The sequence below is a fragment of the Pseudoalteromonas rubra genome (genome assembly GCF_005887095.1).
GTDB classification, from domain to species: domain Bacteria; phylum Pseudomonadota; class Gammaproteobacteria; order Enterobacterales; family Alteromonadaceae; genus Pseudoalteromonas; species Pseudoalteromonas rubra_E.
Genome location: NZ_PNCI01000016.1, coordinates 66683 through 78069, shown reverse-complemented (window position 1 = coordinate 78069; position 11387 = coordinate 66683). Strand labels below are relative to the sequence as shown.

Below are 11387 nucleotides of genomic sequence, written 5' to 3'. Positions count from 1 at the left end.
ATGACAAATAGTGCGCGGCGATGTTGGCGGAATAATCTATACTTATTGCAGGTCTTGTAATAATTGGGTAACCGTATGGCATTTCTGGAAAATCTGACCATTAAGCGGCGCTTGCAGTTGAATGCGCTGGTTGTGGGTGTGGCTTTAGTCGTTATGCTGGCAGTGATCATGATCGAAGCCAGTACCATGCGCAAGCTGAATGAAACCATTCAGTACGCGGAGGAGCTGGATATTCACGAGCTCTCCATGCGCAAACACGAGAAGAACTTTTTGTTCTACAAAGATACTGAGGCACTGGATTTATTTGCCAAGGATTACAGCGAGCTGCAGCGTAAAGCTGGCCTACTGGATGAGATTTTTGCTGAGTTTGGTATAGACGATAGCAATTTACGTGAGTTCGAGCATCTGGCACAAACTTATGTGGACGACTTTAACAACGTCGTTGACTTGCAAAGAATCATTGGCCTGCATCCTAAAGACGGGCTATATGGCGCGCTACGTAGCGCCGTACATGAAGTCGAAACTATGCTCAAGCAGCAAGAGCGTGACGATCTGTTGGTAAGCATGTTGATGCTCCGCCGGGCTGAAAAAGACTTTATGCTGCGACTGGATTTAAAATACCTCAAGAAGTTTGATGATCAGATCACTAAGTTTGAGGGGCAGGTTAAGTCGGCGGGTTTTGACGCCCAATATGAAAGTCAGATGCTGAACTTATTGAAACAGTATCAAACGCGTTTCAGAAATTTGGTGGATACCCAGACTAAGCTCGGACTGGATCTTAACAGTGGTGCCCTCGGCAGCATGAAGCAGAGTGTGGAGCAAAGTGATGCCGTGGTGGCCAGAATTGTTGAACAGTCCAAACAGGCTGTGACCGAGAACACCGAAATGGCACAGATGGCCGCACTGATCATTTTTGTGGTGGCATCGGTACTCGTGATGATTTTAGTGCTGTCTACCAGCCAGTCGATTATTCGTCCGGTTGAGCGGGTTTATCAGACCATAGAGCGGATCCGCCGCGAGAACAATTTGCGCATTCATATTGAACAGACAGGTAATGACGAAATTACTCTGATGACCAAAGACTTCAATAGTCTGATTGGCGATTTTAAAGAGCTGATTGGTGATGTGAATAGCGCGCTGGCGATCATTAATGATGCGACTCACCATCTGTCGGATACTACGGCGCAAACCAGTGCCGGTATGAGTGAGCAGCTTCATGAAGCCGATATGGTGGCGACTGCCGCGACCGAAATGCAGGCGACTATCCAGGATATCTCGCACAATACCGAAGCGGCTGCAGAAAAAGCCGAGTCTACCAACAAGAATGCCCAGCTGGGTCGCACTGAGGTGACCTCAACCATAGAGCACATCATGCAGTTGTCTGAGTCTTTGGGTGGAGCATCCGACGTGGTTGGTCAGTTAGAGCGAGATGGTGAAACCATTGGCTCTGTCCTTGATGTGATCCGGGGTATTGCCGAGCAAACCAACCTGCTGGCGCTGAATGCGGCCATTGAAGCCGCCCGTGCCGGTGAGCAGGGCCGGGGCTTTGCGGTGGTTGCGGATGAGGTTCGCTCGCTGGCACAGCGTACCCAGGATTCGACTCAGGAAATCGAAAGCATTATTTCCACCTTGCAGCAACGTACCCGTGAAGTGGTCAATATCATGGAGCAGTGCCGTGAGCAGGGTAATGAAAGCGTGGCGCAGGCTGAACGCGCCGGTAATTTGCTGGGGATGATCACCGAAGATGTGCAGACCATTATGGAAATGAGTACACATATTGCTACCGCCATTGATGAGCAAAAGCAGGTGGCCTCAGAAGTGAACAAGAATGTGGTTAAGATCCGTGATATTGCACAAGTGGCGTCGGAGCATGCCAGCAGTAATGCGCAAAGTAGTGAGGAACTGTCCGAGCAGGCTCGCAATTTGTATGAGTCGGTAGAAAAATACCAGGTGTAATGTAACTGGGTTTGGTAAAAGAAAAGGCGACCTCGGTCGCCTTTTTTGTGTCTGGAATGCCCTCATGGCATAAACTTGATCGGCACATCGTGCTTTGCCGACACTCGCTGCTGATAGTCTTGCCACAGTGTCTCGTGTTGTTCGCACAGTTTTCTCAGATATTGCCAGCTAAACAACCCGGAATTGTGGCCGTCATCAAATACCAGTCTGACTGCGTAATGGCCAACCGGCTCGATTTGCCCAATGGCCACATCCTGCTTATTGAGCACCAGTTGCTGCTGACCGGGGCCATGTCCCTGCACCTCGGCTGAAGGCGAGTGGACACGCAAAAACTCGGCACTGAGCGAGTGAGTCAGGCCATCATCAAAGTACACATCGAGCAGGTTTTGCTGAGTGTGGTAATGTAATTTGGTCACTTGATACATAGGCAGAAAAAAGCCCGATCATTGATCGGGCTGGTATCCGTTAAAGAATAAAGCGGCTCAGGTCTTCGTCCTGGACCAGCATATCTAAATGTTTGTCGACATACGCGGCGTCTATTGTCAGTGACTCGCCGGCTTTGTCAGATGCGTCGAATGAAATTTCTTCCATCAGTTTTTCCATCACAGTATGCAGACGACGGGCACCAATGTTTTCTGTCTTTTCATTAACTTGCCAGGCAGCCTGGGCAATGCGTTCAATCGCATCATCATTGAATTCGATACTGACACTTTCTGTGTTCATCAGGGCCTGTTGCTGCTCTGTGAGCGATGCATGTGGCTCTGTCAGAATACGTTTAAAGTCTTTTGCAGTGAGGGCTTCCAATTCAACACGGATCGGTAAACGACCTTGCAGCTCAGGAATGAGATCAGAAGGCTTGGCCATCTGGAATGCACCTGAGGCAATAAATAAAATATGGTCCGTTTTAACCATGCCATGTTTCGTGCTGACTGTTGAGCCTTCGATAAGCGGAAGCAGGTCGCGCTGTACGCCCTCACGGCTGACATCCGGACCAGAGGCTTCACCACGCTTACAGATCTTATCAATCTCATCGATGAACACGATACCATTTTGCTCGACGGCAAAAATGGCCTGCTCTTTGAGCTCTTCCGGGTTGACCAGCTTGGCGGCTTCTTCCTCAATTAACAGCTTGAAGGCTTCTTTGATCTTCAGTTTACGGCTTTTCTTTTTGTCGCCCGACAGGTTCTGGAACATGCCCTGCAATTGATTGGTCATCTCTTCCATGCCCGGCGGTGCCATGATCTCTACCTGAGGCGCTGTTTCAGCGATGTCGATGTCGATCTCTTTGTCATCCAGCTGGCCTTCGCGTAGCTTTTTACGGAATACCTGACGCGTAGAGCTGTTATCGCTTTGCTGAGTTTCACCCCAGGCGTCTTTCGCTGGTGGCAGCAGGGCATCCAAAATACGCTCTTCCGCAGCTTCTTCAGCGCGGTGCTTGTGCTTTTTGGTTTGCTGCTCGCGCGTCATTTTGAAAGAGACTTCCACCAAATCGCGAATGATGGTTTCGACCTCTTTGCCGACATAGCCCACTTCGGTGAATTTGGTGGCTTCAACTTTGATAAATGGTGCGTTTGCCAGTTTGGCCAGACGACGGGCGATCTCGGTTTTACCTACGCCAGTTGGACCAATCATCAGAATGTTCTTTGGTGTAACTTCGCTGCGCAGCTCTTCAGGGAGCTGCATACGACGCCAGCGGTTTCTCAGTGCGATGGCGACGGCTTTTTTAGCTTTGTCCTGACCTATAATATGTTGGTCAAGCTCATGGACGATTTCTCTGGGGGTCATTGCTGTCATGGCAATTCCTATTACAATTCTTCGATGGTTTGGAAATTGTTGGTAAAGACGCAGATGTCGCCTGCGATTTTAAGGCTCTTTTCCACAATTTCACGGGCACTCAGGTCGGTGTTTTCAATCAGCGCAGTGGCTGCGGCCTGGGCAAAGTTACCGCCACTGCCTATGGCTATCAGATCGTGCTCAGGCTGTACTACGTCGCCATTACCTGTGATGATCAATGACGCAGTTTCATCGGCAACAGCCAGCAGTGCCTCTAATTTGCGCAGCGCTCTGTCGGTACGCCAGTCTTTGGCCATTTCAACAGCCGCACGGGTCAGGTGACCCTGATGCATTTCCAGTTTGGTTTCAAAGCGTTCAAACAGGGTGAACGCGTCGGCAGTGCCACCGGCAAAGCCTGCTAGTACTTTACCGTTGTACAGGCGACGCACTTTTCTGGCATTGCCTTTCATGACCGTATTGCCAAGAGAGACCTGGCCATCTCCGCCAATTACGACTTTGTCGCCTCGGCGAACACTTACGATAGTTGTCATAGTATTCCTTAATCAGGAGGCTTAAGCCTCCCCTGTAAATTCAATTAGGGTAGAGATAGGGACGATTTTGCGAAGATCAAGTCCACTTCCAAATCCCACAGCTGACGATGTTAATCCGTTCCAGCTTATTTTTGTCGCTCTCGGCGCCCCGTTTGGTTTCATAGGGGCCCAGACGCACCCGATACCAGACCCCATTTGAGCCTTCGGTGCGACGGATCTCGGCTATCAGGCCAGCAAACGCCATTTTAGCCTTCATCTGTTCAGCCTGTTTATAGGTTCTGAATGAGCCACATTGCATCTGATATGGGCCTTTGCTCTCCAACTTTCTCACCTCAACGATCACTTCATGATCTTTGATGTCTTTTATAAAATCGGGCGGGCGAGGGAGGTCTTTTTCTACTTTGGGTTGCTCAGCTTGTTTCGCAGGCTTAGGGCTGCTGGGTTGTACCTGAGGTTCACCGTGGTGTTTGATGTACCACAGGCCATAACCAAAGGCGCCGACCAGCACCAGTGTCAGTGCCGCAAAAACCTTAGGAAAGGGCTTGCTGGCCTTTCCTTTGGCGGCTTTTTTACCACCCGGTTTCTTATTTATATAATCGTGTTGTGCCATAACGTTTTTTAATAGGTATCCATTGGGTCAACGTCAATACTCCAGCGCACCCGGTTAGCAAGTTTATGTTGGCCAATATACTCAGCCAGTTGCGCCAGGTATTGGTGCAGTACTTTGCGCTGCGCTGCCTGAATATGCAATTGATATCGGTATTTTCCGGCCAGGCGTTCCATCGGCGCGGGGATCGGTCCGAGTAATTGTATACCAGGGTAGGGGTTGGCTGGAACCAGATCCGATAAAAACGCCATGACCAGTTGTGCATTGGTGGCTTCAGCACGGATCAGGGCCATATGACTGTAAGGTGGCATCTGGGTTTCTTCGCGTTCACGTAAAGCATAGCGCGCAAAGTCCTGATACCCGTTGTTGACCAGATCTTGTAATAAAGGGTGTTCCGGGAAGTGGGTTTGCAGCAGCACTGTACCTGCTTCGCCGCTACGCCCTGCCCGTCCTGCCACCTGTGTTATCAGCTGAGCCATGTGTTCTGTGGCGCGAAAGTCGCAAGAATACAGCCCGCTGTCTACGTCGAGGATCACCACCAGATTGACGTCGGCGAAGTGGTGGCCTTTGGCGAGCATTTGCGTGCCAATCAATAATCGTGCGCCTCCCTGGTTGATTTCATCCAGTACCGTTTCAAGACTACCTTTACGACGGGTTGAGTCCCGGTCAATGCGGTGTACAGGAAAGTCGGCAAACTGCTCGGATAAGAACTCTTCCAGCTGCTCAGTACCAAACCCGGTTGGCATGATCTGGGTGCTGCCACAATCTGGGCATTGCACAGGCACAAAGGCTTGCTCTGAACAGTGGTGACAGATCAGTCTGCGCAACGATTTGTGATAAGTGGCACTGGTGCTGCAGCGGTGGCAGTTGCTGAGCCAGCCACATTCATGGCAGATCAGGGTAGGGGCAAAGCCTCGCCTGTTGAGAAACACCATGACCTGTTGCCCACGAGCCAGGGTGGCGGAAATAGCATCCAGACTGGCCTTAGCAAACCCGGCCTGTTCAGCTTGCCCTTTCATATCCACCAACACAAAGCGGTTATCTTGCTGGGTTTGTGCCCGCTTAGTGAGCGGCAGTAATTGATAGCGGTTCTGCAAGGCTTTGTGCAAGGTCTCCAACGCTGGAGTGGCAGTGCCTAAAATCAGGGGGAACTGGCCCTGCGCGGCGCGATAAGCGGCCAGATCGCGCGCATGGTAACGTAATCCATCTTGCTGCTTGAAGGAGCCATCATGTTCTTCATCAACTACTATCATGCCCAGAGTCTGAAAAGGTAAAAAGATGGCTGAGCGGGTGCCTATCACCAGTGCCGATTCACCCTGTTCAGCACGACGCCAGGTATGTAAGCGCTCATTGTCGGTCAGATTGGAGTGCCACAGATCAATGGGCAGCCCCTCAAAGCGGCGTTTAAAGCGATTCACGGTTTGTGGTGTCAGGCCTATTTCTGGTACCAGCACCAATGCTTGTTTGCCGCTGGCTAAAATGGCCTCCAGGCTTTGTAAATACACTTCTGTTTTACCACTGCCCGTGACACCTTCAAGTAAAAATGTACGAAATCCGGTTTGACTATTGATGGCACTGCAAGCGGTGGCCTGCTCGGGGTTAAGCCTGGGTTTAGTACCCAGTTGCAATGGGGCAGATTGCCAGTCGGTATCGGTGCGCAGTTCTTCCTGGATCAGGCTTTTTTCTAGCAGTGCTTTTATTTGTGCCTGTGAGAAGCCCAGCGTTTTCAGTTCACTGGCGGTGGCATCTCCAGCGCTGCGCAGTTGCTCAATCAAGGCCAGTTGCTTTTTGGCTCTGAGTTGCGTGGTTTCGCGGCCGGCCTCTGTGAGGGTCAGCACAGGCACTTGCGTTTTATCGACCTGCTCACCCTCGCGCAATGCACCAGGCAGGGCAGTAAACAGGGTTTCGCCTAACGGGTGGCAGTAATATTGTGCACTGAAGCGCAAAAAAACAAGATGCCCGGGCGACAAGATAGGTGCGGTATCGAGTACCGACTCAATTGCTTTTATTTTGTCATCAGGTACATCACTGTGAGCTTTTAGTGCGACCACGATGGCAATGCAATCTCTGTTGGCGAATTTGATCCGAACCCGGCCTCCGACGCAAGGCTGCTGCTGCGGATCAAGGCGGTAATCAAAGGTTCTATGTAAAGGCACTTTTAAAGCGACTTCGGCGAAGCGCATGGAGACTCCGGCATCTGAGTATCAAAGTTAAGGACAGTTGTCTGACGGTGCAAGCATGCAATCAGAACCGGCAGACAGTATACCGTAACAGCGTAAAATTGCATGTGTATGCTTACAGAGAGTGCTTTTCACTGAGTGATCCACGGCGTCATGGTGAGATTGCACAAAAAATAACTGTTAATTTGCATTTATTGCTTGTGGATCGCCCGGATTGACCCTAAAATACGCGTCCACAATTTTTGTATAACTACGTATGGTGCCAGACTTCGGGTTTGGAGAGCGATACGGCCTTAACTAGAGGTGTCCTATGAAAGAAGGTATTCATCCTACGTACGAAACAATTACAGCAACTTGTTCGTGCGGTAACAAATTCGAGACTCGTTCAACACTATGTAAAGACATTCACCTGGACGTATGTTCTGCATGTCACCCGTTCTACACTGGTAAGCAGAAGATCCTAGACACAGGTGGTCGTGTTGATCGCTTCAACAAGCGCTTCGGTGCGCTTAGCAGCAAGAAGTAAGCACTACTTTTGCTGTAGAAAAAGCACCTTCGGGTGCTTTTTTCGTTTCTATACTCACTGTTTTTCAATCTGGCATTTGCCTTTTCCCTTCAGTACGAAGTGGACGGATCAGTTCGGTTTGGTTGGTAAAGTTTCCAGTTTAAAGGTACCTATTGTCAGCAAGTAGGTGTACTTGGTGGTACTTTAAGGTGCAAACTTTATGACAATCCTGTCATGGCCTGTTTCAACGTGAATGGCCATATTCAACTGATTAAACTGCATAGCTATCCGTTACAAATTCTATTTCATAATTCGCTAAATGCTTCGATAACTATATAAATAAACGGTAAAATACGCCAAATGGTATTAACCTGTTTTTTTGGCTTGCTTTATTCATTTCATTTATATTCTGCATAAAAATGACGCTATTTTGAACTGAAAGTGACACTTATCAGATCATTTATTGTGAGTTAACTTTGCCGAAAAGTAGCAAAAAAGTCGCTAAATTTTGCTAACTGTCAACTATCTTTGCTTTGACAGGATAGACCTGATATCGCTTGAATTAATTTTTAAAAAAGGTATGGTTTAAAGCAGTTAGCGAATTTTTTATCTCACTCTCACTTTCAACTTCTTCGTTAGGAAAAAATCGCGTCATGTCAGACTTTCGTGAACAAGCGTTACATTATCATGCCCACCCCGTTCCAGGAAAAATCAGCGTTGAGTTGACCAAGCCTGCGGAAACCGTCAAGGATCTGGCCCTGGCATACAGCCCAGGTGTTGCTGAACCAGTCCGTGAAATTGCTGCCGATCCGAGCAATGCTTATCGTTACACAGGTAAAGGGAACATGGTTGCCGTTATCAGTAATGGTACTGCGATCCTGGGTTTGGGTAATCTTGGTCCTCTGGCGTCTAAGCCTGTGATGGAAGGCAAAGCGTTACTGTTTAAACGCTTTGCAGGCCTGGATTCGATAGACATCGAAGTTAAGCACCGTACTACAGAAGACTTTATCAACACGGTTGCCAATATTGCCGATACCTTCGGTGGCATCAATCTGGAAGATATTAAAGCACCTGAGTGTTTTGAGATTGAGCGTGCGCTGATTGAGCGTTGTGATGTGCCGGTATTCCATGATGACCAGCATGGTACTGCAATTGTTACTGCTGCGGGTATGCTGAACGCACTGGAGATCCAGGGCAAGAACATTCATGACGCTATTATCGTTTGCCTGGGTGCAGGTGCTGCTGCCATCGCCTGTATGGAGCTATTAATCAAGTGCGGCGCGCAGCGTGAACACATTTATATGCTTGACCGTAAAGGCGTCATCCATACGCGTCGTGATGATCTGAATGAGTACAAAAAGCTGTTTGCCAATAACACCGACAAGCGTACCTTGCAGGATGTGATTGAAGACGCGGACGTGTTTGTGGGCGTGTCTGGCCCGGACCTGTTGTCTCCGGAAGACCTGAAACTGATGGCGGACAAGCCTGTGGTGTTTGCATGCTCTAACCCGGATCCTGAGATTAGCCCGGAAGTGGCGCATGGCGCACGTGATGATTTGATCATGGCAACCGGCCGTTCGGATTATCCAAATCAGGTAAACAATGTGCTGTGTTTCCCGTTTATTTTCCGTGGTGCACTAGATGTGCGTGCAACGGCCATTAACGATGAAATGAAGATTGCGGCGGTTGAAGCGATCCGAAGCATTGCCAAAGAGCCGGTTCCTGCTGAAGTACTTAAAGCGGCGGATGTCGACAGTCTGGAGTTTGGTGAACATTACATCATTCCTAAGCCGATGGACCCGCGTTTGTTGCCTCGAATTGCCAGAGCAGTTGCAGAGGCAGCGGTTGAATCCGGTGTGGCGCAAATAGAGATGCCAGAAAATTATATGGCATAAGCTCGTCGAAGCAAAAAAAAGCCTCACAGTGTGAGGCTTTTTTTGTTGTGGTTCTCTGGCGCCGACGAGATTACTCTTCGTTAATCTCTGGGATCTCCAACCCCATTTCTGTCATGATCTGACGCACTTCTGCCGGGATTTTCTCCGGGTTATCTTTGCGCAGGTCCTCATCACCAGGTAGCGGCTGGCCGGTAAAGGCATGCAGAAATGCCTCACACAGCAACTCACTGTTAGTCGCGTGGCGCAGGTTGTTAACCTGGCGGCGGGTGCGCTCATCGGTCAGCACTTTAAGCACGTTGAGCGGGATAGAAACGGTAATCTTTTTTACCTGTTCTGATTTCTTACCGTGTTCTGCATAAGGGTGAATATATTCACCGTTCCATTTAGCCATAGTGGTGTACTTGCCTCAGTGTTGTAGATGCAATGCGAATAAGACTGTGTACTGTGTATGGATCCAACCGTGACACGTAGGCTCTCTGTTGGCAATGTTGCACGTCATTTGCCATAGTTTAAGCTCAAATACTCAGTCTTATTAGCATAGAGTTCGCGTTGAGTGGCGAAATTTTATCGGTTTAAAAAAGATAGTCAAATACTAGTTATTTAGCCATTTAGCGGTATAAATGTTTTGACTTCTAACTTTTGTTCATCTAACCTTTTAGACGTCTAAACATCTAACTTAGCCAGGTGACCTATGAGCCAAAGCAACAAGTCAACCATAGCGGTACGTACAGGCATTGATGCTGACAAGCATCATGGTGCGGTGGTGCCTCCGCTTTATTTGTCGACCACCTATTCATTTGCGGACTTCGATAAGAAGCGTGACTATGATTATGGCCGTAGCGGCAACCCAAATCGCGACATTCTCGCGCAAACACTGGCAGAGCTAGAGGGTGGCGCAAAGGGCATCATTACGGCTACCGGCATGGCTGCGGTACATCTGGTGACTCAGCTACTCAATGCTGACGATACCTTAGTGATCCCACACGACTGTTACGGCGGCAGCTATCGCTTATTTACCTCGCTGGAAAAGCGCGGTTTGCTGAAGGTCAAAGTCCTGGATCTGACACGCAGCGAGAGCTTGCAGGAGATCCTGGCGATTAAACCTAAGCTGGTCTGGATAGAAACGCCGAGCAACCCGATTTTGCGATTAACCGATATTAAAGCGGTCACCGACGTTGCTGCACAGTGCGGTGCTCTGGTTGCGGCCGACAACACCTTTCTGTCGCCGGCGCTACAAAATCCCATCGCATTTGGCGTCGACATCGTGGTGCACTCCACGACAAAATATATCAATGGTCACTCGGATGTCGTCGGCGGTGCAGTGATTGCCAAAACCGAGGAGCTCGGTGATGAGCTAGCCTGGTGGGCGAACAATATCGGTATCACAGGCGCACCGTTCGACAGTTACCTGACATTACGTGGTTTGCGTACGCTCAATGTTCGCCTGAAACAGCATCAGGAAAACGCGCTGGCGATTGCGCGTTATCTAGAGCAATCTGAGTATGTCAGCCAGGTGTATTATCCCGGACTGGAAAGTCACCCTCAGCATGCGTTGGCAAAACAGCAGCAACAAGGCTTCGGGGGGATGGTGAGCTTTGACATTAAGGGAGAATTGACTGACGCGGCTAAGTTCCTGACCAGTGTAAAGCAATTCTCGCTGGCAGAATCTCTGGGCGGGGTAGAAAGTTTGATCTGTCACCCAGCGACCATGACGCATGCCGGCATGGACCCAGCTGCGCGCCTTGAAGCGGGTGTCGGCGATACGCTGATCCGCATTTCGGTGGGCATTGAGGAAATCGACGATTTATTAGCAGACCTAGAGCAGGCTTTTGCAGCGGTGAAAACCACGCAAGGCGGTTCCAGTGATAATGCGAAAGCATTCAAGCTCTCGCCAGCACATACGGCATTGTGGTAGAAGAA

10 protein-coding genes are annotated in these 11387 nt (G+C 49.5%); 4 read left to right on the top strand and 6 right to left on the bottom strand.

Features of this window, described 5'->3' with window-relative positions; all coding sequences use genetic code 11:
• Positions 1-75: 75 nt before the first annotated feature.
• On the top strand, positions 76-1956 hold the full coding sequence (locus CWB99_RS07450) for a methyl-accepting chemotaxis protein (protein ID WP_138551790.1): 1881 nt from the start codon (positions 76-78) through the stop codon (positions 1954-1956).
• Between the two features lie 62 nt (positions 1957-2018).
• Here the strand turns inward: CWB99_RS07450 and CWB99_RS07445 are convergent, their stop codons facing one another.
• The 5 genes from CWB99_RS07445 to priA form a co-directional block, all read right to left on the bottom strand.
• Complete coding sequence (locus CWB99_RS07445; RefSeq protein WP_138551789.1) at positions 2019-2381, bottom strand: gamma-butyrobetaine hydroxylase-like domain-containing protein; 363 nt, start codon at positions 2379-2381, stop codon at positions 2019-2021.
• Positions 2382-2421: 40 nt separating this feature from the next.
• Positions 2422-3750 carry an HslU--HslV peptidase ATPase subunit gene (hslU, locus tag CWB99_RS07440; protein ID WP_138545866.1) on the bottom strand — a complete coding sequence of 443 codons (1329 nt, stop codon included), beginning with the start codon at positions 3748-3750 and terminating at the stop codon, positions 2422-2424.
• An 11-nt stretch (positions 3751-3761) separates the two neighbouring features.
• Positions 3762-4280, bottom strand: coding sequence for an ATP-dependent protease subunit HslV (gene hslV, locus CWB99_RS07435; protein ID WP_054016975.1), 519 nt, complete (start codon positions 4278-4280; stop codon positions 3762-3764).
• Between the two features lie 76 nt (positions 4281-4356).
• Positions 4357-4890, bottom strand: coding sequence for an SPOR domain-containing protein (locus CWB99_RS07430; protein ID WP_138551788.1), 534 nt, complete (start codon positions 4888-4890; stop codon positions 4357-4359).
• An 8-nt stretch (positions 4891-4898) separates the two neighbouring features.
• Positions 4899-7070, bottom strand: coding sequence for a primosomal protein N' (gene priA / locus CWB99_RS07425; RefSeq protein WP_138551787.1), 2172 nt, complete (start codon positions 7068-7070; stop codon positions 4899-4901).
• Between the two features lie 307 nt (positions 7071-7377).
• Between priA and rpmE the strand changes: the two genes are divergently transcribed.
• Entirely contained in the window at positions 7378-7593 is a 216-nt protein-coding gene (gene rpmE, locus CWB99_RS07420; RefSeq protein ID WP_010386197.1) for a 50S ribosomal protein L31, read from the top strand.
• A 632-nt stretch (positions 7594-8225) separates the two neighbouring features.
• Positions 8226-9467: a malic enzyme-like NAD(P)-binding protein gene (locus CWB99_RS07415; RefSeq protein WP_010386198.1), complete on the top strand. Its 1242-nt coding sequence runs from the start codon at positions 8226-8228 to the stop codon at positions 9465-9467.
• A gap of 70 nt (positions 9468-9537) precedes the next feature.
• On the opposite strand, the gene metJ is transcribed toward CWB99_RS07415, so the two are convergent.
• Positions 9538-9858 (bottom strand): met regulon transcriptional regulator MetJ, encoded by a 321-nt coding sequence (gene metJ, locus CWB99_RS07410; RefSeq protein WP_010386199.1) that lies wholly within the window; start codon positions 9856-9858, stop codon positions 9538-9540.
• A gap of 300 nt (positions 9859-10158) precedes the next feature.
• Here metJ and metB point away from each other — a divergent pair, with 300 nt between their 5' ends.
• Positions 10159-11382: a cystathionine gamma-synthase gene (metB, locus tag CWB99_RS07405; protein WP_138551786.1), complete on the top strand. Its 1224-nt coding sequence runs from the start codon at positions 10159-10161 to the stop codon at positions 11380-11382.
• Positions 11383-11387: the final 5 nt, after the last annotated feature.

Excerpts from the sequence above, each read along its gene's own strand:
- CWB99_RS07415 (WP_010386198.1), top strand. The coding sequence starts at position 8,226 with ATGTCAGACTTTCGTGAACAAGCGTTACATTATCATGCCCACCCCGTT.
- CWB99_RS07445 (WP_138551789.1), bottom strand. The coding sequence starts at position 2,381 with ATGTATCAAGTGACCAAATTACATTACCACACTCAGCAAAACCTGCTC.
- metJ (WP_010386199.1), bottom strand. The coding sequence starts at position 9,858 with ATGGCTAAATGGAACGGTGAATATATTCACCCTTATGCAGAACACGGT.
- hslU (WP_138545866.1), bottom strand. The coding sequence starts at position 3,750 with ATGACAGCAATGACCCCCAGAGAAATCGTCCATGAGCTTGACCAACAT.
- CWB99_RS07430 (WP_138551788.1), bottom strand. The coding sequence starts at position 4,890 with ATGGCACAACACGATTATATAAATAAGAAACCGGGTGGTAAAAAAGCC.
- metB (WP_138551786.1), top strand. The coding sequence starts at position 10,159 with ATGAGCCAAAGCAACAAGTCAACCATAGCGGTACGTACAGGCATTGAT.
- priA (WP_138551787.1), bottom strand. The coding sequence starts at position 7,070 with ATGCGCTTCGCCGAAGTCGCTTTAAAAGTGCCTTTACATAGAACCTTT.
- hslV (WP_054016975.1), bottom strand. The coding sequence starts at position 4,280 with ATGACAACTATCGTAAGTGTTCGCCGAGGCGACAAAGTCGTAATTGGC.
- CWB99_RS07450 (WP_138551790.1), top strand. The coding sequence starts at position 76 with ATGGCATTTCTGGAAAATCTGACCATTAAGCGGCGCTTGCAGTTGAAT.
- rpmE (WP_010386197.1), top strand. The coding sequence starts at position 7,378 with ATGAAAGAAGGTATTCATCCTACGTACGAAACAATTACAGCAACTTGT.